Genomic DNA, 26806 nt, shown 5'->3' with positions numbered 1-26806 from the left:
CGCGTTTTTCCGACCCCGTGAGACCGAAACACGGATTTAGGATCACGGAACAGTATGGGACGAACCGATGTCCCGTGGCGACACCGACACGATCCGCCCTCGCCGCGGTGAGAGCCGCCTCGAGCGGCCGGACAGCGGCCGAAACGGGGGCCGACGGTCCGCGCCGCGTCGTCGCGCAGCGACTGGGCGGGTGATCGTGCCGTGACCGAGGTCGCGATCACGGACGCGGTCGACGCCTATCTCCAGCGGAAGGCCGTCGGGGATCCCGACGGACCGGGTGCGGGGGCCTACGCGTCCAACGCGGAATCGATCCTCCGACGGTGGGCCGACTGGCTCGAGCGAGAACACGGGCTCACCGCCCTGTTCGCACTCGAGGTCGATCAGATGCGCGCGTACGCGGAGGAACTCCGCCATCGGACCGACCGCGGGGAGTACACCGCCTCGACGGCCGGCACCTACTACGCGGTCGTCCGGGCGTTCCTCTCGTGGTGTGTCCGCGGCGGGATCCTCGCGGACAACCCCGCCGCGACCGACCGCGCGGAGGCGGCGTTACCGACCGCCGAGACGCGCCCGGAAAGCGACACGTGGACCGCACGACAACGGCGCGAACTCGAGCGCCACGTTCGCGAACGCGCGCTCGAGGCCGCCCCCTCGACAAGCGAGCGACGCACGCGGCTGCGCGAGTACGCGATGGTCGCCGTGCTCGCCCACTCGAACGTCCGGGGGGCCGAATTGTTCCGGGTGCCGGAGGACGACCGGCGCACCGGTGCGACGTGGGACGATGTCGACTTCTATACGGGGACGATCCGCGTGCTGGGAAAGTCCCAGCGCCTCGAGGACGTTCCGCTTCCCGCCCGTGCACGGACGCCGCTGCGGCGCTATCGGGTGGTCCTCGACCCGCCGTCGAACGACTGGCCGCTGTTTCCGACGGGCCACGCGCCGTCGATCGCGGCGCGAGTTCGGTCGGTGTTTCGCGACCGAGGGCGCGACGAGAGCGATATCGAGTCGCTGTTCGAGGACGCGACGGCGACCGAACTCGCTCGAGAGCACGCCATCGCGCTGCCGGCGATTACCACCGAGGGAGCGCGATCAGTCCTGAAACGACTCTGTGAGGACGCGGGCGTGGATATCGACGGCAACTACCTGACGCCGCGGGGCGTGCGAGGCGAGCACGACGGCGACGGTGACGCGTACCGCCGCGAGGCGACGGCGTCGAAACCGACGCTTCGGGCGTCGGTGCTCGAGCAGTCGATCGTCGTTTCGGGAGAACAGCCGTCAATTGGCGACGACGATGGGCGGTCGCGAGACGAGCAACCGGACCGTAATTGAAACGCGAAGAGGCCGGCCATCGAAATCGGGAGGACGGCGTCGGGAGGACGACGCTCGAGTCGCTATCGCTGCTATCGGTTTCAGACGACGAGGAGCCACAGGATCGCCGTCAGAACGAGCGTCAGCAGCAAGACGGTGGTGCCGATGCCCGTTCGGAGGTGGATCGTGGACGGACGCCCGCCGTCCGTCGGCTGGCGCTCGTCGACATCGACCATCCAGTCGGGAAGACGACCCACGGCCGCGTCGATCGCGAGGACGGGATTGTTGCCGATCCAGTAGCAGCGTTTGACTCCGCCGACGACCGCTCTATCGACGGCGGCGTACGTTTCGGTCACCGCGAGCATCGTCCACCGGCTGAGAGAGTACGTCGCCGGATAGACGACCATCGCCGGATCGCCCAGATCGAGTTTCGAGAGGGGTTTCCGGACGAGGACGAACGTGACCGCGGCGACGCCGGTCAGAATACCGGCCGTCTCGAGGTGGGAGAGGCTGTAGGGATGGAGTTCGCTCTCGCCGCCGTAGTACGAGAACGTGAAGTGACCGCCGTGGCCGTGGAGCGTCGGCGCGAGGTCGGCCAGTCCCTGCCACCAGACGCCGAAGAGGAGACAGGCACCGCCCAGCCCGAGCATCGCGACGATCTGGCCGGGTTTGGCGTCGGCGACCTCGATGTCGCTCTCGCCGTGGAAGAAGACGTAGTAGCCGAGTTTGATGAACGACAGCAGCGTCCCGATCGCGCCGAGCCAGAGCAGCCAGTACAGCGCTTGATACTCGGGTTGGCCGTAGTAGCCCGGATTGGCGGCGTCGAAGATCATCCCCTTGCTCACGTAGCCGTTGAATCCCGGAATCGCGGTGATCGAGAGCGCGCCGAGCCCGAATCCGATCGCGGTCAGGGGCATCTCGCGCCAGAGCCCGCCGAGGTGATAGAGATCCTCCTCGCCGGTCCGGTAGATGACGACCCCGACGGCCATGAACAGCAGGCTCTTGAAGAGCACGTTGTTGAACAGGTGGCTCATCGAGCCCGCGACGGCCAGCTGCGATCCGATCCCGATTCCGGCGACGATGTAGCCGAGCTGGGCCTGGATGTGATAGGACAGCAGCGCCCGCATGTCGTGTTGCAGCAGGGCGAAGGTCGCGCCGTAGACGGCCATCAGCCCACCCATGTACGCGATGTATATCGAGAGGTCGTGGGAGCCCTCGACCGGGAACGCCCGGTAGAGGATGAACGCGCTCGTCTTGGTCGTGTACACCGAGAGGAACACCGAGGCCGCGACGTGCGGTCGCGGGTAGGTGTCGGGCAGCCACGTGTGGAAGCCGATGAAAGCGACGTTGACGCCCATCCCGAGCACCGCGAGCAGCGCCGGGATTCCGGTGGCGATCCCGTCGCTGGCCGTGTAGAGGAACGACCCGACCTCGACGTAGTGGACCGCGACCGCAAGCATCACGAGCACGCCGCCGGTGCCGTGGAAGATCGCGTACCGGAAGCCGGCTCGGACCGCCTCGCCGCCGTAGTGCCAGACCACGAGCGTGCTCGTCACCGCCATCAGCTCCCACATGAACAGGAGCACGAGCCAGTCGCCGGCGAAGGCCGCTCCGATCGACGAGGAGACGTAGACGAGCGCGAACGCGACGAGCGTCTTACTGGCCTCGCTCGAGTAGGCGTAGATAACGCTACAGACGCCGAGGAAGCCAAGCCCGATGCCGACCATTCGGGAGAAGCCGTCGACGTAGAACGGGACGACCTCGAACCCGAGGAAGCTCCCGGCGAGGTGTTGGCCCTCCGGCGCGACCAGCGAGATCGCGAGCACGGCCGCGAGACTCAGCGCGCCGACGGTGAACCCGGCGATCCGCGGCAGGACGAGCACGAGCAGCGCCGCCGCGAAGACCAAAAGCGGCGGGTAGGCCGCCGTCAGCAGGTCAGAGGGGATCATTCGCCGACCACCTCCAGGGCCTCCTCGAGGGACAGGCCCTGCAACTGCTCGAAGGAGTCGACGCCGAAGACGCCCTCGACGATCCGGGTCGCCAGATCGAGGAAGACGGCGTAGTCCGGGACGACGCCGAGGACGATCGCCCCCGTCGCGATGATCAGGATCGGCGCGAGCATGAGCCACGTGCTCTCGGCGAACAGCGAGCGGCGTTGCCAGCCGTCGGCCGGCGGCCCGCCGGTGAGGTGGTCGTCGTGGTCGCCGTGATGATCCGTGGCGTCGACGGACTCGCCCGTCGAATCGCTCCCGTCGGGAACCGTGTGGTCGCTTGGGTTCTGGTCGACGGCGTACTCGAACGTTTCGTCCCCTGTGGCGTCGTCTGCCTCCGCGGCCGTCTCGCTTCGCTCGCGCTCGCTATCGGCTCGTTCGCGTTCGCCCCCGTCAGCGGCGACGTGGCTCTCGTCCGGCTCGCTCCCGTAAGACTGGAGCAGCCCGCCCCGCGGGAACTCGAGGAACGGTTTGGCGTTGTGTCGGTCCTCGCTCTCGAAGAAGGCGGTGTAGACGACCGGCCAGAAGTAGCCGATGTTGAGCACGGCCGAGAGCAACAGTGCGCCGGCGAACAGCCAGTACTCGCCGCCCATGTAGCCGGCGCCGATCAGCATGTAGAACTTGCTGACGAAGCCGGCAAGCGGCGGCAGTCCGGCCATCCCGGCCGCGCCGACGGTAAATGCGGTCATCGTCAGCGGCATCCGCTTGCCGATGCCGGCCATCTCGCTGATGTAGTCCGTGTGGGTCTCGACGTGGATCGAACCCGCACAGAAGAACAGCGTGAGTTTCGCGAACGCGTGTGCGGGAATGTGGAACAGCGCCCCGACCATCGCGTAGGGATGCAACATCGAGAGCCCGAGCACGATGTAGGAGAGTTGGGCCGTCGTCGAGTAGGCGAGCCGGCGCTTAAGGTGGTCCTTGCGCAACGCGATGATACTCGCCGCGGTCAGCGTGAACGCGGCGACGAGGGCGACCGGAATGTTCAGGCCGACCTCGCCGATTCCGGGCACGTCGAGCGGCAGATCGTGGATCAGCCCCGGGCCGTAGACCTCGAGGATGACGCGAGCGATGCCGAAGGCACCGGACTTGACGACCGCGACCGCGTGGAGTAGCCCGGAGACGGGGGTCGGCGCGACCATCGCGTCGGCGAGCCACGAGTGGATCGGCATCAGCGCGGCCTTGACGCCGAAGCCGGCGATGAGCAGGAAAAAGGCGGCCTGCGCATAGACTGGCTCGACCTGTGCGGCCGCGGCGAGTGCCTCCATGCCGCCCGCCTCGAAGGCGAGCGTCGGCCCGCCGACCAGCCCCGTCAGCCAGTAGATCAGGACGGTGCCGGCAAGCAGGAAGACCCCGCCGCCGAAGAACGTGTAGGTCAGGTACTTGCGGCCGGCGATGCGGGCCTCGCTGTCCTCGTTGTGGGCGACCAACGGATAGGTCACGAGCGACAGCAGTTCGTAGAAGACGAAGATCGTCACCAGATTCGCCGCGAAGGCGATCCCGACGGCAGCGGAGAGGCTGGCCGCGAACGACGCGAAGAACCGCGTCTGGGAGTGTTCGTCGAGCCCGCGCATGTACCCCGTCGCGTAAAACGACGTGAAGATCCAGAGGAAGCTCGCGAGCAGGGCGAAGAAGATCCCCAGCGGGTCGGCCCGCAGGGCGAAGTCGATCCCCTCGAGGAACTGGATCCCTGTCGAGTCCGCGAGACTCCACCGGAAGATGGTGCCGTCCATGACGGCGGGGAGCATGCTCGCCACGATGGCGAACTTCGCGAGGGCGGCCAGGACTGACCAGCCCTCGCGGAGGTTCGGTCGGCGATGCGACGCGACGATCAGGACGATGGCGACCGCCGACACCAACACGGCGGCGAGCGGCCGAATGTCTGCAACCATTAGTTGAACACCTCCGTGAGGAACGGCGAGAGCAAGTCGGCGAGCGTGCCGCCGGCGAACCCGAGCGCGACGGCACCGAGCGCGGCGACGACGACGATCGCGACCATGCCAGTCGAAACGGGGTCCCGCGTCTCCCCGCCGCGGATCGCGGCAGCAGCGGTTCCCGTCCCGTCGAATTCGGGATCGGCGGCGGCGGATTCGTCGCGATCGGCGTCACCGCCGTCGGTCGCCACCGCTCCCTGCGCGTGCGGTCGGTCGACCGCAGCGGGCGGCGTGAAGTACATCTTCTCGAGCAGGCGAGCGGCGTAGGCTAAGGTGAGCATGGTACTGAGGAAGATCACGGCGGCGACGGGCCAAAGCTGGGACTCGACGGCACCCAGCGCGATGTACCACTTGCCGACGAAGCCGACGCCCGGCGGGACGCCGACGAGCGCGAACAGGAGCACGGCCATGGAACCGGCGATGACCGGTCGCTCCTTGGCGAGGCCGGCGTACTCGTCGACGGTGCGGGCTCCGTAGCTCGCCGCGACGAGTGCGGCCCCGAGGAAGAGGCCGGCTTTCAACAGTCCGTGACCGACGAGGTGGATCGCGGCACCGACGAAGGCCGTCTCGGAGTTGCCGGCGATGACGACCCCGTAGGCGGCCACCACCAGCCCGAACTGCGAGACCGACGAGTACGCGAGCATGCGTTTGACCTCGGTCTGGATCACGGCGAGTACCGTGCCCGCGAGGACGCTCACACAGCCGATCGTGAGGACGACCGCGGCCGCGTTGGGCATCGTCGCGAGGTACTCGACCTCGAAGACGGTGACGATCAACCGGCCGAACGCGTAGGCCGATGCCGTCGAGACGAGCGCCGCGATCAGCGGCGTCACGCCGTCGGGTGCCTGCTGGTAGGCGCTTGGCTGCCATGTGTGCAGCGGCCACTGGGCGACCTTGACGGCGAAACCGACGACCATGAACGCGAAGCCGGCGTGAATCAAGGTTTGTGCTTGTGCGTCCGGGATCGCCTCGGCCAACTCGAGCATGTTGAGCGTCCCCGTCGCCATGAAGACGAACGCGACGCCGATCAGGTACATCGAGGCGGCGACGGTGCCCAAGATCAGGTACTGCAGCGAGGCGACCGCCGACTCGGGACCGTCGCCGCTGGCGACCAGCGCGTAGGTCGCGAGGCTCGTGATCTCGAGGAAGACGAACAGGTTGAACACGTCGCCGGTCAGCGAGATGCCGAGCAGGCCGCCGGTCAACAGCAGGTAGGCGGTGTAGAACGTGTTTCCGCGCGGGCCCCCATGTCGCGTGTACGCGAGGACGCCGGTGGCGACGGCGGTCACGAGCAGGACGATCAGCATCGAGAACTCGTCGGCGACGAGTTCGATGCCGTACGTCCGTTCGTAGCCGCCGAGTTCGTGGGTCACTGCTTCGTTGCCGGCGTAGACCTCGCTCGCGAGGACCACAGCGCCGGCGAACAGCCCGAGCGTTGTGAGTCCCGCGACAGGCCACCCCGTCCGGTCGAACCACAGGCCGAGCGCGATCGGCAGCGTCGCGGCGAGGATCGGGGCGACGATCAGCAACGGCAGGATCAGATCGACGTTACTCATCGGCACGCACCTCCCTGAGGGTGTCCTCGCGGAGCGTCCCGTACTCCGCGTAGATGCGGATAACCAGGGCCAGTCCGACCGCCGTCAGTGCGATGCCGACGACGATGGCGGTCAGCACGATGACCTGCGGTAGCGGGCTCGCGACCATGACCTCCCCCTTTTCGCCGTGGTGGGGGACGATGGGTGCCGTCGCGCCCGGTTCGTCGATGTAGGCCATCGAGATGAAAAACAGGAAGATGGCCGTCTGGAAGAGGCTCACCCCGATCAGCTTCTTCACGAGGTTCTCGCTGGCGATCACCATGTAGATGCCGAGCCCCAGCAAGACGAACATCAGGACGTAGGTGTAGCGATCCATCAGGAGTTCAATCATCGTCGCTCACCTCCGCGGCGGGCGAATCGGGGCCTTCGGAAGCGTTGGTGTCACTGCTGATGCCACCGGTCCCGCTGGGCCGCTCGGGCGAAAAGCCCGCTGCCATCGTAAAGAAGAGGCTGATAATGGTCCCCGAGACGATCAGCGAGATGCCGGCGATCTCGACGGCCTCGAGCCCCCACTTCTGTTTGACGTGGAAGACCGCGTAGAGTCGATCGAACTCGAGGAACCTACCACCCAGCGCGATCATTCCGAGGCCGATCGCGCCGAAGATGACGACGCCGCCGGTGACGAGACCGGTGATAAAGGAGTTTCTGAGCCACTGTCGGGTCGGTTCGATGCCGAACGCGAAGGCGAGCATGAGGACGGTGACGCCGACGATGGTCCCGCCCTGGAAGCCGCCACCGGGGGCGTCGCCCCCGTGGAAGGTCATGAACAGCCCGTAGGTGAGCGTAAACGGTGCGATGATCTTGACGGCGGTCATGATCACCTGACTCTCGGTGTAGGTATCGTCGACTGATCCGGACATTAGGCGAACACCTCGCGTTTCAAGACGAGCAGGGTTGAGACGCCGGCTGCGAAGACGACGACCGCCTCGCCGAAGGTGTCGAACCCACGGTAGGCGGCGAGGACGGACGTGACCGCGTTCTCGACGCCCGTCTGCTCGTACGTCTCCGTGATGTAGTGTTGGGTCACCTCGGGGTTCTGCCAGACCGGCGTCTCCGTGCTCCCGACCGTGTACATTTCGGGGAGCACTGCGGTACAGAGCAGGAGGACGAACGCACCCACGACGACGAGCGCCGGCACGTGAATCCGCTCTCTGAGCGCGTCGGTCGTGGGCCGGGTCGTGCGCGCGATCGTCAACAGGAGCAACAGCGTCGTGACGCCGGCACCGATCGCGGCCTCGGTCATGGCCACGTCGGGTGCCAGCAGGAACGTATAGAGGATGGCCATCCCGAGGCTGTAGGCGCCGAAGACGATGATGACCGACAGCACGTCCCGGAACAACACCGTCGCGACGGCCGTCGCGAGGATGAAGATCACGAGCGAGTACGCGAACAGACTCATCGGGCCTCACCGTCCGTTTCGGTCGGCACGTCGGTTCCGGCGGACGCTTCGGGTTCGGCGGCGTCCTCCTCGGCGAGGACCGGCTCGACGCCGGTCTCCGCGGCCGAGCGGGCGATAGCGTGGGCCGCCGTCGGGTTCGTGACGAACACGAAGAACAGCAGGAGGACGGTGTAGACCGCCGCGTGCTGCCAGCCGAAGGCGACCGCGACGCCGGCGAGCGCGAAGCCGGCCCCGAGCGTGTCCGTCTGGGAGGCCGTGTGAGCCCGGGCGTAGATGTCCGGGAGCCGGAGGACGCCGACCGTCGAGACGAGCGTGAAGAACACGCCGAGTCCGAGCAGGACGACGATCGTCCAGAACCGGACGGTCCCGACCGTCGACTGGAGCGCGATCGGCTCGATCACAGCACACCACCCCGTTCGACGGTGAACTTCGAGATGGCGATCGACATCAGGAAGTTCAACAGGGCGTAGATCAGCGCCACGTCGAGGAACCACGACTGATCGAGCCCCGCGGCCAGCAGGGCGAGGATGACGACCGTGTTCGTCCCGAGGACGTTGACCGCCAGCAGCCGGTCTTGGGTCGTCGGCCCGACGACGGCGCGATAGAACATCGCGATCGCCAGCACGACGAACAGGCCGGCCGCGACGAGGAAGACGTTCTCGAGCGAGACCGGCGTCACAGCTCGTCACCCCCGACGATTTCGGCGTCGTCGCGTTCGCGCGGCGAGGGGATCGCCGCCGATTCGCGGCCGTAGAAGACGAAGCGAATTCCCCTCTCTAAGCCGCCGTCGAAGAGGTCGTCGCGTGCGGCGGGAATCAGCGTGTGGACGAGCAGCTGCTGGTTGTTGGCCCGGACCGTCAGTGTGCCCGGCGTGAGCGTGATGCTGTTTGCCAATGCGGTCAGCGGCAGTCCGCTTCGAACGCGGGCGTTGACTCGCGTTAGCGATGGCTCGATGGGCATCGACGGCCGGAGGATGACCGCCGAGACCGCGATGTTTGCCTTGACGATCTCCCAGAGCAGATAGGGGATGTAGAACACGAATCGAACGACGCGGAGCGGCGACTGGACGCGGTCGAGCGGCACGGTAAACGTCACCTGCGCGAGCGAGACGGCGGTGATGCCGGCGACCGCCGCGCCGGTGACGAGATCGAACCAGTAGGTCGGATCGCCCAATACGAGATAGAAACCGTAGGAGATCAGGAACGTCGCGAACAGTCGGTCGAAGTCCTCGGTCCCGCTGACGAGACGGCCGCGTCGGGCCGATCGCTCGACCGGAGCCTCGTCGTAGGCCAGCCCGACGCGCTCGAGTTCGCGCTCGAGCGGTTGGAGCATCTGTGCGGTGACCCCGGGCTGGTACTCCGGATCGATGACGACCCGGTCGATACCGTGTTCGTCGGCGTAGGCGTCGAAGATTTCGGCGTAGTCTCGCGGCCCGAAGAGGTACTCGTCGGCACCGAGCGTCGCGGTCTCGACCGTCACGTCGGCGTCGCCGGCGTCCTCTTCGACCCAGTTTCGCGCCCGCGAGAGCAGCCCTTCGGCGTCCTCGTGTTGCTGGTCGCTCTCCGGCACGTCGGCGTCGTAGGGGAGCGCGACGACGAGATGACACTCGAGCGAATCGGCCGCCTCGAGCCCGGACTGGACGGCGTAGCCGACCGTTTGCCTGACGGTTACCGTATCAGACAACGGGACGAGCAGACGGTTAGCCGCCACGGCATCTCCCTCCTGGGGACCGACATTGGGTACTCATGGCTCTCGTTGTTAGTCGAATCAAGCGGTAGCCGTAGGAAAACGATTTCGTTATCCAGCGGTAGTCACGGGTTTCGACGTGTTCGGCCGGGGTGATCGTGACGGACGTTGAACGTTCGAACCGTCTCCCCGTCGAACGGTCGTCGCAAGCGCGATTCATTGCCGTCGCCGGACGATCGGTAGTTTTACAACCACAGTTTCAGTAGAGAAAACTGACTTGCATGACGACGACCGAAACCGTTCACGGTCGAATCGGGGCCGCCCGTGACGACCTCACGACAGCACAGCTACTGGCCGTCTTCGCGTTCGTCGCGGCGCTGACGTTCGCGTTGCTGTTCCTCCAGGAACCGCTGGTCCACGACTCGATGCACAACTTCCGACACGCAGCCGGCGTCGTCTGTCACTGAGACCGATGCTCGTCGACTACCTCGAGCGGGGTGTGCTCGCCGGCGCGATCGCGGGAATCGTATACGGAACCTACATGGCGGTCGTTGCGAACCCGCTGATCGGCTACATGGAGACGGTCGCAGCGGGCGGCGATCACGCCCACGAAGCAGGGGAACACGCCCACGAGGCCGGGGAGCATGCCCACGCCGCCGGCGAACACGCTCACGCGGTGAGCGAAGCGACGACAGCCGCGGTGAGCGTCGGCAGCGGCGTCCTCTGGGGAATCCTGCTCGGCGGCGCCTTCGCGCTCGCCTTCTACTTTCTCGAGCCGGCCCTGCCCGGCCGCGGGCGGGTCAAGACCTACGTACTGGCCGGCGCCGGCTTCCTCACCGTCTCGGTCGCGCCGTGGCTGGTGCTGCCGCCGACGACGCCGGGTGCCGAGCAGGCGTTCGATCCCACGCTCCGGATCGCGATCTACGCGGGGCTGATGGCCGTCGGCGCGCTCGTCGCCGCGCTCTCGATTTACGGCTATCGCCGCGTCTCGGCGCGAAGCCGACAGCTCGGAGGGGTCGCAGCCGCGATACCGATCGTCGCGCTCGTGGCGGTCACCGCGATCGCGGCGCCGACGATCGTCGAGTCCGGCTCGATGCCGGCCGAGCTCGTGACCGCGTTCCGCGGGCTGACCGCGCTGAGTCAGGCCGCGCTCTGGGCGTTCGTCGCGGGCTGTTTCGGCTGGCTCCAGACGCGGGCCGGCGTGCACTCGACCGCCGAGCGACGCGACGACCTCCTGACGAGTCCATGAAAGACCGAACCGCGGAACACCGCGACCGCCTCGAGGCGCACGTCTTCGTCTGTACCAACGACCGTGACGGCGAGTACGCGAGTTGCGGCGCGGTCGGGGCCGAGGAGACGGTGGCGGCGGTCAAAGACTGGCTCCGCGAACGCGACGCCTTTTGGACTGCGGTCTCGGTCAGCGAAACCTCCTGTCTGGGACTGTGCAGCGAGGACGGTACTGCGGTCTCGATTCAACCGCGAAACACGTGGTACTCGGACGTGACCCCCGAGACGGTCCCCGACCTCCTCGAGTCGGAGTTCGGCCCGAACGCGGCGGCGGTTCGCGACGAGAACTGAGTCGGCGGACACGGCGGCACGGCGTTCCGGAATCAGGAGCAGGCGCACCGCTTTTCTCTCGTCTGAATGGGTATCCGCCGACGGTCCGACTTCTGTGCGATGCAGGCGATCTCGATGAGAGCGCGCTCGTCCGAACCGCTAACTGGCTACCGGTCCGATCGAGTCACATGGCAGAGACGGACGACGCGACCGACCCGGAGGAGACCGACGACGAATCGCCCGACAAACGACTCGTGGAGGGCTGGCACGGCCGCTACTACGAGGACTTCGCGGTCGGCGACATCTACAAGCACCCGTTCGGCCGCACCGTCACCGAGACGGACAACGTCTGGATGACAAACATCACGATGAACCTCAATCCGATGCACTTCAACGAGGCCTACGCCGCGGAGACGGAGTTCGGCGAGCGCCTCGTCGACGGCACGTTCGTCATCGCCTTGGCCGTCGGGATGAGCGTCATCGACGTCTCGGTCAACGCCACCGCGAACCTCGGCTACGACGACATCCGCCACCACAACCCGGTCTTCCACGGGGACACCATCTTCGCCGAAAGCGAGGTCCTCTCGAAGCGGGAACTCGAGTCCCGCGATCACGTCGGTATCGTCGAGACCGAACTCCGGGCGTACAACCAGCACGGCGATCTCGTCCTGAGCCTCGAGCGCACGCCGATGGTGCTGAAACGCGAGCACGCCGAACCCTCGGCCGCGAAACCGCCGGGTTGGCTCGAGGGAATCGGCACGCAGCCGGAGGACGTCTGACCGGGCGCAGTCGACTCAAACGGGGACTTCGACCGCGCTCGAGTCGCTCCGAAAGCTGACTGTGCCGACGTGCTCCGGTCTCGAGCGCTTCGAGACGTTTACCTGTCGGCCAGCCCCACGTAGTGGCAATGACGCTGTACTCGCGGATCCGCCCCCTCGCGTTCACACTCCCGGCCGAGACGGCCCACGATCTCGGCAAACGGACGCTCCGGGCGGCCCAGTCGACGCGGCCGACGCGGGCGGCGCTGTCCTACGCGTATCGGTACGACGATCCCGCCCTCGAAGTCGACCTGTTCGATACCACGTTTCCGAACCCGGTCGGCGTCGCCGCCGGCTTCGACAAGAACGCCGAAGTGACCCACGCGCTCGAGGCATTGGGTTTCGGCTTCGTCGAAATCGGAACCGTCACGCCCTATCCGCAGGCGGGCAACGACCGACCCAGGCTCTTCCGCCTGCGCGAGGACGAGGCGATGGTCAACCGGATGGGGTTCAACGGGCAGGGAATGGAACGGGTCAAATCGCGACTCGAGGACGACGGCACCCCCTCTATCCCGCTCGGGGTCAACGTCGGCAAGATGAACTCCTCGAACGAGCGCGAGGCGATCGAGGACTACCGGCGGGTCTTCGATCGGCTCTCGCCGTTCGCCGATTACGTCGTGGTGAACGTCTCCTGCCCGAACACGCCCGACGAGTTCGACGAGGGCTCGCCCGAGCACCTGCGAGCGATTTTCGAGACGCTCGAGGCCGAAAACGACCGCGACATGCCGATACTCGTGAAGATCGGGCCCGACGAACCCGAGGCATCCGTCTTCGATCTCGTCGACATCGTTCGGGAGTTCGACCTCGACGGCATCGTCGCGACGAACACCTCGACGAGCCGCGAGGGACTCGACTCGCCCCGACGAGAGGAGTGGGGCGGACTCAGCGGCAAGCCGCTCGAGGATCGCTCGACGGCCGTCATCCGCTCGCTCGCGGAGTACACGGACGGCGAACTCCCGATCGTCGGCGTCGGCGGCGTCGACTCGGCCGAAAGCGCCTACGCGAAGATCCGCGCCGGTGCCTCGCTCGTCCAGTTGTACACCGGGTTCGTCTACGAGGGGCCGTCGACTGCAAAACAGATCAATCGGGGGCTCTCGAAACTGCTCGAGCGCGACGGCTTCTCGTCGGTCGAAGACGCGGTGGGCGCGGACCTCGAGTGAGCGGGGCCGGCGATCAGTCGGCGGGCTCCGGATCGTCGAGCGCGTCCTCGAGTCCGTGGTGTTCGGCGGGGCCGACGACCTCGTCGCTCCGTTCCTCGCGTATCTCTCGCGTCCGGGACTCCTCCCGTTGGGACTCGACGACCGGCTCCGCGTCGCCGTCGGTCACGGAGAGGTACACCGACCTGAGCTGTTCGGTCTTATCCGTCTCGGTCGTCTCGTCCGGTTCGTCTCGGTCGGCTGCCTCGGGTGCTCCATCAGTCATGGCGGGCGATCTTCATTGCGGCCGACGGACGGAGTGTAAATATAAACCGACCGCCGCTTTCACGAACTGAGAACTGTCGCGCGAACAATACACGAACGGTCGCAAGCAACGTGGCGTCTCGGAGCGGCGATGTGGGCTTGTGCGTTGTTTCGTTCGACAGTATCACTCGACATCGACGCGGGTCCCGTACCCCGACTCGCCGACGACGGCTCCGTCTTCGAAAACGGGCTCGCCGCGGACGACCGTCGCGACCGCCTTCCCGGTAAAGGATTCGCCCTCGAACGGCGTCACGCAGTTCTTCGAGTGGAGGTCCCGTCGATCCTCGAGCGTCCACTCGCGGTCCGGGTCGACAATCGTGAAGTCCGCGTCGGTGCCGACCTGCAGCGACCCCTTCTGCGGGTACATCCCCCAGACCTGTGCCGGACGGGTGGAGTGCCGGCGGACCCACCCCTCGAGCGTGAACCGCCCCCGATCGACGAAGCTGAGCATGGCCGGGACTTCGGTCTCGAGGCCGACGAAGCCCGAAATCGCGTCCCACGTGTTGCCGAACGGGTCGTCGACTTTCTTCTCCTCGGGGGTGTGGGGCGCGTGGTCGGTGGCGATGCAGTCGATCGCGCCGTCGTCGATGCCGACGCGCCAGAGTTCGTCGCGTTCCGCGGCGTCCCGGATCGGCGGTTGCACTCGAGCGACATTGCCCTTCTCGCGCATGACATCCTCGGTGAACCAGAGGTAGTGAGGGGTCGTCTCCGCGGTCACGTCGACGCCGCAGTCCTTCCCCCGCGCGACGGCCTCGGCGGCCGACCCCGACGAGACGTGGAACATGTGGATCTTCGCGCCGGTTTCCTCGGCGAAGGTGATCATCCGCTCGACGGCCTCTTGCTCGGCGATAACGGGGCGGGAGTGAGAGTGGTCGATCGGCTCGTTTCGCCCCTCAGCTTTGAACCGCTCCGTGTAGTGGTCGATGATCTCGCCGTTTTCCTCGTGGAAGCCGAGTCGCTTGCCCGTCTCCCGGATCTTCTCCATCGCCTCGAGGATCTCGCCGTCGCTCGGCGGCGGCACGTCCCCGACCGTCGAGCCGAGGAAGACCTTGAATCCGAGCGCGCCGGTCTCGTCGATCTCGGGGATCAGATCGAGGTTCTCGCTCGTGACGACCGCGTAGCTCTGGAAGTCGACGTGGGCCGACGCCTCGCCGCGCTCGAACTTGAGCTCGAGGTGCTCGGGCCGGTCGATGACCGGGTCCGTATTCGGCATTCCGACGACGGTCGTCACGCCGCCGGCCGCGGCCGCTCGAGTCGCGGACTCCCAGTCTTCCTTGTACTCGAGCCCGGGCTCGCGGTTGTGAATGTGACAGTCGACGATACCGGGAACCAGCACGTTACCGTCGGCATCGAGGACGCGGTCAGCGTCGGGGAGCCGGTCGCTCCGGCCGACGGCGACGATTTGCCCGTCTTCGACGGCGACCCCCGAGTCGGCCGAGCGACCCGCGGACGTGACGACGGTACAGTTGCACACGACGAGATCGACGGTCATTGGCGTGGGATTGCCGAGGGCCGCGCATATAGCTTCCCCAAACGGGTCCGGCCCGGCCGCGACCTCCGGCGACTCACCCGATGGAGCCGAGCGAACTGGAGACGCAGAATCGCGGTCGGCGGCTCACTCTCCAGACTCGACGTTCAGATACTCCCGATAGGTCGTTTCGACCGACTGCGGGACCTGATACTCCCGGTGTTCCGCGATCGCCGTCACAACGAGGAGGAACGCGAGTAGTCCTGCGGCGATCAGTTTCGAATCGGTCGGGTCAATCCGGTCCCATGTCCGGTGCAGCCAGAAGAGATCGGTAACCCGTCTCTAACGAAGATGGTCGAACGATACAGTGGATTTATATGTGGATGGCAGAATGAATAGGTTAGATAGACATTCTGTTTATATAGAATGTCGCCCAAAGGTGAACACCATATGACCGACCGATATGCAGACTTGTTCGCTGCCGGCGTCGAACAGTACGACAGTGCCGAAGACGCATGGTCCGATATCAAAGATGCACGCGAACAGGTTGATTGGGATACCGACGCGGTTCGCGTTGACAGTGGTTCCTCGGGGGAGCAGTTTCGGTTCCAGACCGCGGCGAGCGACGACTAAGTTGGTCTCGCTGAATGCTGATTTTGGACAGTAACCTCTGGATTCATGCGCTCACCGTCGGTGGCGGGTATCCCGATGAATGCATCGAGCGGTTTCGGAACGAACGTGAGTTGAGTGCGGTCAGCGCCTATATTTTCTCCGAAGTGGCTCAAAACATCGACTCGGATACTACAATCGAAAGTGAGACTCGTGACGACGCGATTCAGCGGTTCTCCGCACTCCTCTACAACTGCCGTGCGATCCGATCCTGTCCGCAAGCAGAAATTCGAGACATGGATCTCGAGGCCGAGCGAGCAGAAAGCTATAACAAGGCGATCGGCGATCTTGCAAAGATTCAACCGAAAGACGTGCCGATTTTTACCTTGGCATACCAGACCAAAGATCAACAGCCGACAGTCTGTACTGACGATGAGTCGTTTGCTGAGTTTTCACCGTCCGAGTACGGACTGGATGAGATTTCGATTGAGCATGTGAGTGTGAGTTGGGACCGTGTCGAACAGCCGGCCGAATAGGCCTCGGTCGCTTACTCCGATATCCCTCGAGTATGGGCGTCTCGCTCGAGAATCAGCCGTGAAACAGATCGATGGACGAGTCTGTCCCACCGACCAAGCCCAACACCGGCTGTCCCTTAGCGATTTAGCGGAACATATCAACAGAGTGGACTAGGTTTATAAGATATGTCTCTAGTCGTGACTGTATGCGAATCTTAAATTGGGCCGTCACAGCCGTCGTTGGTATCGCTATTACAGCCGCCGTCGCCGGGCAGCCGCTTGTGTGGCCGGCGCTCGCGATCGGTGTTGGTTCGGTTGCCACAGCCTCGCTACTCGTCGTCCGCCGCGGTGGGCGGAAATACTACGCCGCGACCGGGACTGCCTACTGTCTCGGACTTGCGGGGTTGATCTACGCGACCGAGATTCTCCCGGCCGGCTACGCCGAATCGCCGTATGCCGTCTTGCTCTCGCTCGGACTCGTCAGTGGTGCGATCGTGCTCGCACAGAACGCCGGCCGTCAGTTCATGAAACGGGTCGTCGGCGACGGGAGTGGTGAGAGTACGGCGACGAAAATATACGACGCAGTTGCAGCGATCATCGGGCTGTTCGGCATGGTCTGGACCGTGCTCACCGCACAGGAAAAGGCGATGCGCTACGGCGGCGTCTCTATTGGTGGCACCTTCGGGCTGGTTCTGAATTTCCTCGGCATCGAACTCCCGATCCCGTGGGTTATCCAGAGCGGCGTCGACGCGTCGATGGTCCTGTTCATCGGCGGCGTGTTAATCGGTTTCCACACGCTCGAGTCGCTGCATACGACGTGGCACGCGACGAAAGCGACCGCGAAGGCCAGTTCGAGCGCCGGGAAGTCGTTCAGCTCGAAAGCCGCGAGTGCGGCGAGTAACGTCCGGTCCTCGAGCGACGAGTGAGCCGATAGTCACTCAAACTGACTAGTTTTAAGTCAGACTGGTCGCCTGATAGCTTGCCGCGATCGATCCCGACAGTCGGGACAGAGCCGCGAATAAGGGAGACCGTAAGCACGGCCTACGCGTACACAACCGCGAGATCAACGGGGGTACGAATGTGATACTAAACAGCGAGGAACTGGTCGTCCCAGGAAATGGACTCGCCAGCGATCCGCGACAAGACGATACTCGTGACCGGCGGTGCGGGCTTCATCGGCAGCCACCTCGTCGACGCGCTGACGCCGCACAACGAGGTCAGGATCCTCGACAACTTCACGACCGGCGACCGGGCTCACGTCCCCGACGAGGTGACGGTGATCGAGGGCGACGTTCGCGATCCGATCGCGCTCCAGAAGGCGGCCCGCGGCGTCGACGTGATCTTCCACCACGCCGCCGTCGTCAGCGTCACCCAGAGCGTCGACGAACCCCGGCAGAGCAACCGGACGAACCTCGAGGCGAGCCTCCTCGTCCTCGAGCAGGCCCGTCAGGAGGACGCCCGGGTCGTCGTCGCCTCGAGCGCGGCCGTCTACGGCCACCCCGAGGAGCTGCCGGTGTCGGAGACGGCGCCGACGAATCCGACCTCGCCCTACGGCGTCCAGAAGCTCGCGCTCGACCAGTACGCTCGGCTCTACGAGGAGCTGTACGACCTTCCGACCGTGGTCCTGCGGTACTTCAACGTCTACGGTCCACGCCAGCAGGGGCCCTACAGCGGCGTCATCTCGACGTTCCTCGAGCAGGCGCGGGCGGACGAGCCGATCACGATTCAGGGCGACGGCCAGCAGAGCCGCGATTTCGTCCACGTCAGCGACGTCGTCCGGGCGAATCTGCGGGCGGCGACGACGGACGCGGTCGGCGAGGCGTACAACATCGGCACGGGCCAGCGCACGACGATTCGGGAACTCGCCGAAACGGTCCGCGACGCGACCGGTTCGTCATCGACGATCGTCAACCGCGACCCCCGTTCCGGTGATATCAGACACAGCGGCGCGGACACGTCGAAGGCGGCCCACGACCTCGGGTTCGAGGCGCGTCTCGGCCTCAAGTCGGGTATTCGGTCGCTAGTCGGCGACGGGCAGTCCGAAGCGGCCGAGATGGACGCCGGGACCACGCTCGAGCCGAACCGAGAAGGCGGTTCGTACAGCTAATTCGGCTCGAAGCGAGCGGCTGACACTCACCCCACGGCTGCGGTCGCGTCGAACCGTCGGGCTCGAGCGAAACCGGCACAGACGGTCCTCGAGGGGGAGAGACACACTCGTGTTCGATCGACGGAGAATCACGCCAACATTGTCTTACCGGCTGAATCCGGAGTGAATCCGCGCTAGCCGTTCCAAACGTCCGGTCGAGTTTATTCAATCCGTCGAGCAAAGCCAGCCTATACCATGACTGACGAGTGTTCCAGCAGCGCGCTCACGAATTGTGCCGCTCCGATCCCCCCACCATCAGACACCGGCCGTCCGTCGACACCTGCGACGACCGAGAGCTTCCCTGCGTCGACGCCACAGTTGTCATCATTCGTCGTGATATACTTCCGAGGTAGTAACAGAATATGAGTTATAAAAACCGATTTGTAGACCGATCACGACGGTACAGGACATGAATCACGCGACTACAGACCATCCGAAGCCATGAGCATCCGACGGGTTTCCACTCGCCTCGACTCGCGCGGGTCGTCGATCGGTGGTGCAGTCGCGTCGGTCAGTTCCACGTGGTCCGAGTACGTCCCGGGATTTGCCCGGCCGCTCCAACTGGAGGGAGGCGCCCATCTCGCGGCCCTCGCCGGAATGGCCGCGCTCGCGCTGCTCGGTGGGATACTCGTCGCTCGCAACCGATACGAAGAGCCGGCTTCGCTCGCGAACGAGGCGGAGTCGGACCACGAGGAGTTCGTGACCGATCGGGAACGAGTGCGCCAGCTCCTCAGGGAAAACGGGGGACGGATGAAGCAATCGAACATCGTCGACTCCGTCGACTGGTCGAAAGCGAAAGTCAGCCGATTGCTCGCCGACCTCGAGGACGACGATCAGATCACCAAACTGCGGCTCGGACGCGAGAACCTCGTCTGCCTGCCGGGACACGAGCCGACGGCGTCGAAGTCACCCGAACAGGCGAACGACGACTAAGCGGTCGGTCGTTCCTATCAGCAATCGTTGTTTTCCGTCGGCGGCCGAGCCACTGAATCCCCACTGTCTGGCCGTAGTATCCGATTTCTCAGCGTAATGGTTCTGCCGGTTTATCCGCCAAACCAACGACGAAATGGATGCCTTCACGGCAACCATGAACGCACGAAATCAGTTACTCGTCGTACTTACCGCACTGATGCTCATCTGCTCGAGCGGAGCGATGGTCGCAGCGGCCGCGACCGGTGGGGCCCAGAGCAGCGATGTCAGTGAGGACGAATACGACGGCACAGACGCTGAACCGACGAACGAATCAGTAGCCGACGAGGACAGCGCGGACACGGCGACCGGACTCGACGAGGGCGAGACGACACCGATCGATACCGAGTCCGACGACGCCGATACCGGTCTGGAGAACGAGTCGGACGGTCAACAAGGCGCGTACGTGACGTTTAACGAACAGACGGCCGAGAACGACACGGTCGTCGTCGAGAACGTCTCGCTCGCGAGCGGCGGCTTCGTGACGATCCACGACAGCAGCCTCCTCGTAGGCAACGTCTTCGAGAGCGTCATCGGCACGTCAGCGTATCTCGAGGCGGGCACGCACGAGAGCGTCGAGATCACGCTCAACGAGTCGCTCGAGGAAGACGAGACGCTGATCGCGATGCCGCACCGCGATACGAACGACAACCAGCAGTACGATTTCGTCGAGACCGAGGGCCAGGCTGATGGACCGTTCGTCACGCCCGAGGACGAGCCCGTGACCGACGACGCGACGGTCACCATCGACGGGGAAGACGACGAGGCTCCGGTCGACGACAACGAGACCGTTGTCGATGACAACGAAACTGACGTCGGTGACGACCCGATCGACGACAACGAAACTGACATCGGTGACGAACCGGTCGACGATAACGAGACCGACATCGGTGACGAGCCGGTTGACGACAACGAAACCGATGTCGGTGACGAGCCGATAGATGATAACGAGACAGACATCGACGACGAACCGGTCGATGACAACGAGACCGATATCGATGACGAACCGGTCGATGAGGAGCCTGTTGATGATAACGAAACCGACGAGGCTCCAGTCGATGAAGAGCCGATCGACGACAACGAAACCGACGAAGCACCCGTTGACGAAGAACCGATGGACGAGATGCCGATCGACGCTGACAACCGTCCGATCTTCGTCACGGTCGAGGATCTCACTGTCGAAAACCTGAACGTCGAAAACGCGAGCGTGTATGTTCTTGTCGTCGGCGAGGATATCAGCGCTGACGAACTCCCGGACGACATCGACAACATCACCGACGAGGAGCCCGTTGACAACGAAACCGACGAAGTTCCAGTCGATGAGGAACCCGTCGACAACGAAACTGACGAAGCTCCGGTAGATGAGGAACCTGTCGACGAGGAACCCGTCGAAGAAGAACCGGTTGACGACAACGAAACCGACGAAGAGCCGGTAGATGAGGAACCCGTTGACAACGAAACCGACGAAGAGCCGGTAGATGAGGAACCCGTTGACAACGAAACCGACGAAGAGCCGGTAGATGAGGAACCCGTTGACAACGAAACCGACGAAGAGCCGGTAGACGAGGAGCCAGTTGACAACGAGACCGACGAAGCTCCAGTCGATGAGGAGCCCGTTGACAACGAAACCGACGAGGAACCTGTCGATAACGAAACTGACGAGGCTCCGGTTGATGAGGAGCCCGTCGATAACGAGACCGACGAGGAACCCGTCGACAACGAAACTCCAGTCGATGAGGAGCCCGTCGATAACGAGACCGACGAGGAACCCGTTGACAACGAAACTCCAGTCGACGAGGAGCCCGTTGACAACGAAACCGACGAAGCTCCAGTCGATGAGGAACCCGTCGATAACGAAACTGACGAGGCTCCAGTCGACGAAGAGCCCGTCGATAACGAGACCGACGAGGAACCCGTCGACAACGAAACCCCAGTCGACGAGGAGCCCATTGACGAAGAAGTGACGGCCGATTCGTTCGAGGTCGCTGATCTCGAGGCACCCGAGAGCGCCGCGGTCGGCGACACGCTCACGGTGACGGCGACGGTCGAGAACCCGACCGAGGAGGAACGCACCGAGCGGACCCAGTTCCGCCTCGACGGTGACCTCGTCGCCGAGCAGAACGTGACGCTCGAGGGCGGCGAGAACGATACCGTCGAATTCGAGGTCGAAACGAACGATATCGAGGCCGGCAGCTACGTCCACATGGTGCTGACCGACCAGTCCGGCGAAGTCGCGATGATCGAGCTGACCGAGGAGACCGAGACCGGCGTCGACGACACCGAGTCGAACGACACCGAACTCGGAGACGATGAGAACGAAACGAACGAGACCGACGACGGTCTCGACGCCGACAACGAGACTGACGGCGTGACGACCGACGACTCCGCCGCGATCGGATTCGTCGTAGCCTAAGCGGAGAGACCCAACGGACAGCGCGTCTTTTCGCGCCGTTGCGGTGACGACGGCGACGGTACTCGATTTTTCAACGACGCTGCCGCCGCCATTGGCCCCGAGAGGGCGGTCGGTGTCGACGGACTGGTATCACGGAACATCGACCGACCGGTTCGTCGAGAGAAACACGGAGGGTCTGCTGTGGTCGCTACCCGAGTAGCCGATAGAGGCTGCTCGCCGCGACCGCGAGGAACACGAGCACGCTCGAGAGCACCGGATCGATGCTCGAGGCGAGCGGCAGATCGAGTCCGGCCAACGCGATGACGGCGAGGCCGAGGATGCAGAGGCCGAGGTGGAGCCGTAAGACCTGCGAGTGATCGTCGGCGTGGCCGTCGACGTACTGGAGCACCTCGTCGAAGTGACGGCCGGATTGGATCGTCTTCGCGTCGGAGTCGTACTCGATCACGGCGTCTTCCTCGAGTTGGGGGAGATGCGTCTGCTGGAGCGAGACGTAGACGCTCTTGTAGAGGTTGTTCGGGACGGGCGTCGTCTCGGACTCGGTCGCGGCGATCTCGGTCGCCACGTCGGAGACATCGATCTGTCCGCCCTCCTCCGCGAGCAACTGAACGATAGCCCGCCGTCTATCGTTGCCGAGGATATGAAACACCTCACTCTCCGCGAGCGGTTCAGTCCTGTCCGTTTGAACTGACATCGATCAGAGAGAAGGGGGACGGAATCTCGAGGGACAATCCACCACCAGTGACCATGTATCCCCACTTCACTCACCACTAACTTTAACTTTTGCAGGTTACGCCATCGTTCGATTCCAACCGCGAACGCGAGTGTTTCGCGAACGACAGTAGGAAGCGAATACGGGCGTCCATGCCGTCGGTTCAGTCGGTCGAATCTCTCCGACAGTCGATGGTGAGTGCCGGGATGAAGACGACGGGTGCCGGTCCGAAGAGCGGACCGAGCCGGCGTGCGGTCTCGAGCCGGTCTCTGTCTGCTTCAGCGCAGCGGCGGCTCGGGTATCGAGCGTGACTGACAGTGGGAAATGAGAAAACGGAGGGCTCAGTCTCCGGGGAGATGACCGCCGGATTGCATCTCCCGATAGGTCGTACAGGACGGACAGCCGTGAACGATGTCGCCGTTATCTCCGAAGACGCGAGCGAACTGCTGTGTCACGTGCGTCCCGCAGTTTCGACACCGAGCACCGGCTGTCGACGATTCCATGGGCTTCCAATCGTGTTGTGTGGAGTTCATGGTTTGGGGGGTGTACTCGGACGCGTATCCCGAATTCGCCGTCGGCCGAAGCGGTCGTCCCGACCGTGGCGGACTCGGTTCGGCGGCGGTACCGCCGATCTCCCGCGATACCCGTCCGGGCATCATCGTATCGAGGGGAGCAAACGCGAATAAAGGACGTTGACCGTTCACTCGAGGCGGTGGCGTGAGAACCGGGAAACACCTACTTTCCGTCCGATATGCGCCGCGAGACGTTTTAAAACTGCAGAATACGGAATACGCGCTCGATCGACCTCAATCCGAATTCAGCCGTATTGGGCGGTCAAACACTGAGTTGATCGGATCGAAAATGGACCGAAAGCTGTTGTTTCCGGATCGAAATACGATCTTACGTCGCGCAACGAAATTGCGCCGGACAATAAGGTACATCGTTATAAAATACCACTATCGCTTACCGATTTTTGTGCTGGAATGTAATGGTGGAACCCCCGACAGTGGTGGGCCAACTGCCGACTGTCTCGAATCGTCACCTCTCACGGAGAGCGAACGGATCCTGCCCGTCATCAACGGGTGACCACGACTATGTCAACGCAAGCGAGTAACACGCGATCGGAGTCGACTGCCAATCCATCGGCCCAGCTCGATGTCCTCGGGGACGACTGTGCCCGGACGATCCTCATGGCGACGAGCGACGGCCCGAAGACGGCAAAGGAACTGACCAAACGGACGGATAGTTCGTCGGCGACCGTCTACCGACGAATCAACAACCTCCTCGAGAGCGATCTCGTCGCGGAGTGCGTGCGGTTCGACGACGACGGGTCGCACACGACTGCCTACGAGGCGACCGTCGATGTCCTCCGCGTTCGGATCGACGCGGACGGGATCGATGTCGCAGTTTCGGATACCGAGGACTAATCGCCCTCGAACGTCTCGAGCACTGACCACTCGGCGTCTCTCTACGAATCCTACCGGCACTGCCACGTGTTGGCCGACTCGAGCGCGGAGACGATTTCGCGCCCGAAACCGGAAACCGGTTGCGGAATAGTCAGTTTCGATCGAGTAATTCCATTTAAATGGGACAAACGGGATCTGTATGAGACGGATAACAAATATCTATTCAGTAGAACGGTCAGTGTGATTGAGCAATGCACGATCTGACCGGCTTCCAGCGTGATCTGTTGTACGTGATCGCAGGTGCTGACCGACCGTCGGGGCAGACCGTCAAGGACGAAGTCGAGAAGTACTATAGTTCGGAGATCAATCACGGGCGGCTGTATCCGAACCTGGACACCCTCGTCAATAAGGAACTGGTCGAGAAGGGGCAACTCGACAGGCGAACGAATTACTACGCGATCACAGACGCCGGTCGACAGCGGATCGAAGAGCGCCGGGAATGGGAGGCACAGTACGTCGACTTCTAGGGGCGAGCGCCGATCGGGACGGAGACCGGACTCCCGATGAGTGTTCTCTATCGCGTTCTGAGCCGGTCAGCAGCCGGTTTGTATCGGTAACTCGGCCATAACAAAGAACCGAAACGTGGAGCGATGCCACGAGAATGGCATTCGTATGGTCAGTACGTAGATCGAACGCCGAACGGCGAACGCCGGTGTATCGTCGATGAGTCATCGGACGAGTACCTGGACGCGGTTCGAATTCGTTCGTCGCTACCCGTTCGACCTCGCGGCGGTCTCGATCGGCGCAGTGTTCGCATATCTCGTCGTGACATCGTTCGCGAGCGAGAGCACCCTGCGGTTGGCCGTGACGTTTCCGCTCGCCCTCTTTCTCCCGGGCTACGCGCTCGTTTCGATCCTGTTCCCGGCCGGTGAACGAGACGCACGGGAGACGGCGTCGACGGCCGCCGAGAGCCGCCCCCGCGGAATCGACGCCACCGAACGCGCGGGACTCGCCTTCGTTCTATCGCTGGCGATCGCCCCGCTCGTCGTCTTGCTGTTGCCGCTCGTCGGATTGTCGTTGACCGCGACGTCGATCGCCGCCGCTCTCGTCGTCGTTACGGTCGTCACCGCGCAGGTCGGTGTCCTGCGACGGCTCCGAACGCCGGCCGGTGAGCGGTTTTCCGTCTCGCCCATCGCGAGTCTCGGGTCGCTCGGACGCGGCGATACGGCGCTCGCGACGGCCTCGTCGATACTGCTCGTATTGGCGGTCGGGACGGCGGTCAGTGCGCTGTTCGTGGCGTTTCTGCTCCCCGCGTCGGCGGGCGGGTTCACCGAACTCGCCCTCTATAGCGAAGACGAAGACGGGGAAATCGTCGCCGGTGAACTGCCCAGCGAGGTCGAGTCGGGCGAATCGATCCCGCTGACGATCACGATCGAGAATCAGGAAGGGAGCGATCAGGAGTATACGGCCATCGTCCAGGAACAGCGCCTCGAGGACGGTGAGGTCGTCGACAGAGCGGAGTTACGGCGGATCGAGGCGAGCGTCTCGGACGGCGCGACCGGGACCGGGGAGCGGTCGGTGACGCCGACGGCGGAGTCGGGCGAAACGGTTCGGATCAGCGTGTTGCTCTACGAGGGCGAGCCGCCGGCGTCGCCGACGAACGAGAACGCGGACGAGGAGACCCACTTCTGGGTAACGGTCACCGGCGAGTAACGCGCTGCCGACGGCTCGAGAAGCGATCGACGATCGAAGCGTCGTCCGTCGCCGGGCGACGGTTGGGATTCGAGTTCGATTTTACTGGTCTCCGACGAGAGCGGCGACTGGATGGTTCTCGGTCGTTCGACGGAGAGGCGTACGGACGAGACGACGACCTCGTCAGCGAACGGCACAGAACAATCAGTCACGGGCACCGTGGCTGCCACGGCCGTCGCCGTCTCGAGCACCGACGCTGGGCAGTTTCGGAAGACGGGTGGACAGGAACAGCTGCGTGTGAGTGCGACGGGGACCGCAGTAACACGACCGGTGATTATCGACTCGCACGTCCGAACGGGAGGGCGAGTCCCGGACGACGCGAGACGTGCTGTGCGACCGAGAGAACGAGGACGGCGAGACAGAGCACCAGAGCGACGACCGGCGCGGCGGCCGTCGTCAGCGGGCCGATCGCGAGCGCCGAGAGCCCGAACGCGACGACGCCGATCGCGGTCACGGCGGCGTAGAGCCGGTGCCACTGTCGCCGGTCCTCGAGGTGACGATCGAGGTACGGCTCGAAGCGGTCCTCGCTCGGCAGGAGCTCGATCTCGTGTCCGTCCGGGTCCCAGTCGACGATCCCGTGGTCCTCGAGCATCGGCAGGTGGGTCTGGTACAGCGAGATGTAGACCCGCCGGCGCTGGGTCCGGGTCACGTCGTCGGGAGCGGTGTCGTTCTCCCAGGCGGCGACCTGCTCGACGAGCGGTGCGAGATCGCAGGAACCGCCCTGTCGTTTCAGGAACTGGACCGTGCGCCGCCTGCGCGCGTTGCTGAATACGTCGAACAGTTTGGCCTGTGTGAGTTCGCTGTCAGACATGTGTGTCCTCGTCGTCTCGGATCGGATCCCGTTCCCGTCTGACGGGTGTAGTCGGATTCCTCACAGTACCGGGTGCCAGCCTGTGACACTTTACTATCACTCGGCTACCCCTGCGAAAGGGAATTGTACCAGTTAGCGGCGATGACTGACTCCTACGCCGATGTTTCAGCGCTCGAGGCGGGTGCCAACGCACGATCGCGGCCACGCGCGGGCGGCTCGCGGCGATCGCGGTCACACCCCCTCGGCGAGGCTGTAGTTCGCGG

29 protein-coding genes are annotated in these 26806 nt (G+C 64.3%); 15 read left to right on the top strand and 14 right to left on the bottom strand.

Translation table 11 applies throughout. From position 1 onward, the window contains the following. Positions 1–201: 201 nt before the first annotated feature. On the top strand, positions 202–1329 hold the full coding sequence (locus tag FEJ81_RS07200; protein WP_138244647.1) for a tyrosine-type recombinase/integrase: 1128 nt from the start codon (positions 202–204) through the stop codon (positions 1327–1329). A gap of 80 nt (positions 1330–1409) precedes the next feature. Here the strand turns inward: FEJ81_RS07200 and FEJ81_RS07195 are convergent, their stop codons facing one another. From FEJ81_RS07195 to FEJ81_RS07155, 9 genes are read right to left on the bottom strand one after another with little or no spacing between them, the layout of a single operon-like run. Beyond that, entirely contained in the window at positions 1410–3257 is a 1848-nt protein-coding gene (locus tag FEJ81_RS07195) for a Na(+)/H(+) antiporter subunit D (protein WP_138244646.1), read from the bottom strand. Further along, positions 3254–5188 carry a proton-conducting transporter transmembrane domain-containing protein gene (locus FEJ81_RS07190; RefSeq protein WP_138244645.1) on the bottom strand — a complete coding sequence of 645 codons (1935 nt, stop codon included), beginning with the start codon at positions 5186–5188 and terminating at the stop codon, positions 3254–3256. The genes FEJ81_RS07195 and FEJ81_RS07190 overlap by 4 nt, the downstream gene beginning before the upstream one ends. Beyond that, positions 5188–6786 (bottom strand): proton-conducting transporter transmembrane domain-containing protein, encoded by a 1599-nt coding sequence (locus tag FEJ81_RS07185; protein ID WP_138244644.1) that lies wholly within the window; start codon positions 6784–6786, stop codon positions 5188–5190. Before FEJ81_RS07185 ends, FEJ81_RS07190 begins: the two co-directional genes overlap by 1 nt. Beyond that, positions 6779–7156, bottom strand: a complete 378-nt coding sequence (locus tag FEJ81_RS07180) for a cation:proton antiporter subunit C (protein WP_138244643.1) — start codon at positions 7154–7156, stop codon at positions 6779–6781. The genes FEJ81_RS07185 and FEJ81_RS07180 overlap by 8 nt, the downstream gene beginning before the upstream one ends. After that, positions 7149–7685 carry an MnhB domain-containing protein gene (locus tag FEJ81_RS07175; protein ID WP_138244642.1) on the bottom strand — a complete coding sequence of 179 codons (537 nt, stop codon included), beginning with the start codon at positions 7683–7685 and terminating at the stop codon, positions 7149–7151. Before FEJ81_RS07175 ends, FEJ81_RS07180 begins: the two co-directional genes overlap by 8 nt. After that, entirely contained in the window at positions 7685–8224 is a 540-nt protein-coding gene (locus tag FEJ81_RS07170; RefSeq protein ID WP_138244641.1) for a DUF4040 domain-containing protein, read from the bottom strand. Before FEJ81_RS07170 ends, FEJ81_RS07175 begins: the two co-directional genes overlap by 1 nt. After that, a complete protein-coding gene (gene mnhG, locus FEJ81_RS07165) occupies positions 8221–8625 on the bottom strand; it encodes a monovalent cation/H(+) antiporter subunit G (RefSeq protein WP_138244640.1) in 405 nt (134 codons plus the stop codon). The genes FEJ81_RS07170 and mnhG overlap by 4 nt, the downstream gene beginning before the upstream one ends. Further along, positions 8622–8903: a cation:proton antiporter gene (locus FEJ81_RS07160; protein ID WP_138244639.1), complete on the bottom strand. Its 282-nt coding sequence runs from the start codon at positions 8901–8903 to the stop codon at positions 8622–8624. The genes mnhG and FEJ81_RS07160 overlap by 4 nt, the downstream gene beginning before the upstream one ends. Continuing rightward, positions 8900–9934, bottom strand: coding sequence for a monovalent cation/H+ antiporter subunit E (locus FEJ81_RS07155; protein WP_138244638.1), 1035 nt, complete (start codon positions 9932–9934; stop codon positions 8900–8902). The genes FEJ81_RS07160 and FEJ81_RS07155 overlap by 4 nt, the downstream gene beginning before the upstream one ends. 257 nt (positions 9935–10191) lie before the next feature. Here FEJ81_RS07155 and FEJ81_RS07150 point away from each other — a divergent pair, with 257 nt between their 5' ends. The 5 genes from FEJ81_RS07150 (at position 10192) to FEJ81_RS07130 (ending at position 13445) form a co-directional block, all read left to right on the top strand. Continuing rightward, entirely contained in the window at positions 10192–10377 is a 186-nt protein-coding gene (locus FEJ81_RS07150) for a CbtB domain-containing protein (protein ID WP_138244637.1), read from the top strand. Between the two features lie 5 nt (positions 10378–10382). Then, entirely contained in the window at positions 10383–11159 is a 777-nt protein-coding gene (locus tag FEJ81_RS07145; protein WP_138244636.1) for a CbtA family protein, read from the top strand. Beyond that, positions 11156–11488 (top strand): (2Fe-2S) ferredoxin domain-containing protein, encoded by a 333-nt coding sequence (locus FEJ81_RS07140; RefSeq protein ID WP_138244635.1) that lies wholly within the window; start codon positions 11156–11158, stop codon positions 11486–11488. The genes FEJ81_RS07145 and FEJ81_RS07140 overlap by 4 nt, the downstream gene beginning before the upstream one ends. A 167-nt stretch (positions 11489–11655) precedes the next feature. Beyond that, positions 11656–12246: a MaoC family dehydratase gene (locus FEJ81_RS07135; RefSeq protein ID WP_138244634.1), complete on the top strand. Its 591-nt coding sequence runs from the start codon at positions 11656–11658 to the stop codon at positions 12244–12246. A gap of 128 nt (positions 12247–12374) precedes the next feature. Next, positions 12375–13445, top strand: a complete 1071-nt coding sequence (locus FEJ81_RS07130; protein ID WP_138244633.1) for a quinone-dependent dihydroorotate dehydrogenase — start codon at positions 12375–12377, stop codon at positions 13443–13445. Between the two features lie 13 nt (positions 13446–13458). Here FEJ81_RS07130 and FEJ81_RS07125 read toward each other — a convergent pair whose 3' ends face one another. Both FEJ81_RS07125 and allB read right to left on the bottom strand, forming a co-directional pair. Then, the gene (locus tag FEJ81_RS07125; RefSeq protein WP_138244632.1) at positions 13459–13707 is read right to left on the bottom strand and encodes a hypothetical protein; all 249 of its coding nucleotides are present in this window, start codon (positions 13705–13707) and stop codon (positions 13459–13461) included. Positions 13708–13869: 162 nt separating this feature from the next. Continuing rightward, a complete protein-coding gene (gene allB / locus FEJ81_RS07120) occupies positions 13870–15237 on the bottom strand; it encodes an allantoinase AllB (RefSeq protein ID WP_138244631.1) in 1368 nt (455 codons plus the stop codon). 426 nt (positions 15238–15663) lie between these two features. Between allB and FEJ81_RS07110 the strand changes: the two genes are divergently transcribed. The 6 genes from FEJ81_RS07110 to FEJ81_RS07085 all read left to right on the top strand — a co-directional run bounded on the left by FEJ81_RS07110 (position 15664) and on the right by FEJ81_RS07085 (position 21865). Then, positions 15664–15846, top strand: coding sequence for a hypothetical protein (locus tag FEJ81_RS07110; protein WP_138244630.1), 183 nt, complete (start codon positions 15664–15666; stop codon positions 15844–15846). Between the two features lie 14 nt (positions 15847–15860). Then, a complete protein-coding gene (locus tag FEJ81_RS07105; protein ID WP_138244629.1) occupies positions 15861–16358 on the top strand; it encodes a hypothetical protein in 498 nt (165 codons plus the stop codon). A gap of 185 nt (positions 16359–16543) precedes the next feature. Continuing rightward, positions 16544–17263: a hypothetical protein gene (locus FEJ81_RS07100; protein WP_138244628.1), complete on the top strand. Its 720-nt coding sequence runs from the start codon at positions 16544–16546 to the stop codon at positions 17261–17263. A 191-nt stretch (positions 17264–17454) separates the two neighbouring features. Next, the gene (locus FEJ81_RS07095) at positions 17455–18444 is read left to right on the top strand and encodes an NAD-dependent epimerase/dehydratase family protein (RefSeq protein ID WP_138244627.1); all 990 of its coding nucleotides are present in this window, start codon (positions 17455–17457) and stop codon (positions 18442–18444) included. A gap of 480 nt (positions 18445–18924) precedes the next feature. After that, entirely contained in the window at positions 18925–19416 is a 492-nt protein-coding gene (locus FEJ81_RS07090; RefSeq protein WP_138244626.1) for a helix-turn-helix transcriptional regulator, read from the top strand. 154 nt (positions 19417–19570) lie between these two features. Then, positions 19571–21865 carry a DUF7282 domain-containing protein gene (locus tag FEJ81_RS07085; RefSeq protein ID WP_138244625.1) on the top strand — a complete coding sequence of 765 codons (2295 nt, stop codon included), beginning with the start codon at positions 19571–19573 and terminating at the stop codon, positions 21863–21865. Between the two features lie 187 nt (positions 21866–22052). On the opposite strand, the gene FEJ81_RS07080 is transcribed toward FEJ81_RS07085, so the two are convergent. After that, complete coding sequence (locus FEJ81_RS07080) at positions 22053–22556, bottom strand: DUF7344 domain-containing protein (protein ID WP_138244624.1); 504 nt, start codon at positions 22554–22556, stop codon at positions 22053–22055. 359 nt (positions 22557–22915) lie between these two features. Then, positions 22916–23077 carry a DUF7563 family protein gene (locus tag FEJ81_RS23100; RefSeq protein ID WP_007109247.1) on the bottom strand — a complete coding sequence of 54 codons (162 nt, stop codon included), beginning with the start codon at positions 23075–23077 and terminating at the stop codon, positions 22916–22918. Positions 23078–23668: 591 nt separating this feature from the next. On the opposite strand from FEJ81_RS23100, the gene FEJ81_RS07075 reads away from it, so the two are divergent. The 3 genes from FEJ81_RS07075 (at position 23669) to FEJ81_RS07065 (ending at position 25693) form a co-directional block, all read left to right on the top strand. After that, a complete protein-coding gene (locus FEJ81_RS07075; RefSeq protein ID WP_138244623.1) occupies positions 23669–24001 on the top strand; it encodes a winged helix-turn-helix domain-containing protein in 333 nt (110 codons plus the stop codon). Between the two features lie 230 nt (positions 24002–24231). Beyond that, on the top strand, positions 24232–24507 hold the full coding sequence (locus tag FEJ81_RS07070; protein ID WP_006431458.1) for a PadR family transcriptional regulator: 276 nt from the start codon (positions 24232–24234) through the stop codon (positions 24505–24507). A 196-nt stretch (positions 24508–24703) separates the two neighbouring features. Continuing rightward, on the top strand, positions 24704–25693 hold the full coding sequence (locus FEJ81_RS07065; RefSeq protein ID WP_138244622.1) for a DUF1616 domain-containing protein: 990 nt from the start codon (positions 24704–24706) through the stop codon (positions 25691–25693). Between the two features lie 313 nt (positions 25694–26006). On the opposite strand, the gene FEJ81_RS07060 is transcribed toward FEJ81_RS07065, so the two are convergent. Beyond that, positions 26007–26543 (bottom strand): DUF7344 domain-containing protein, encoded by a 537-nt coding sequence (locus FEJ81_RS07060; protein ID WP_138244621.1) that lies wholly within the window; start codon positions 26541–26543, stop codon positions 26007–26009. Between the last annotated feature and the right edge of the window lie 263 nt (positions 26544–26806).

Origin of the sequence: Natrinema versiforme (genome assembly GCF_005576615.1) — an archaeon.
GTDB classification, from domain to species: Archaea; Halobacteriota; Halobacteria; order Halobacteriales; family Natrialbaceae; genus Natrinema; species Natrinema versiforme_A.
The sequence above is the reverse complement of the archived record's forward strand: the minus strand, read 5'-3'. Positions and strand labels throughout refer to the sequence as shown.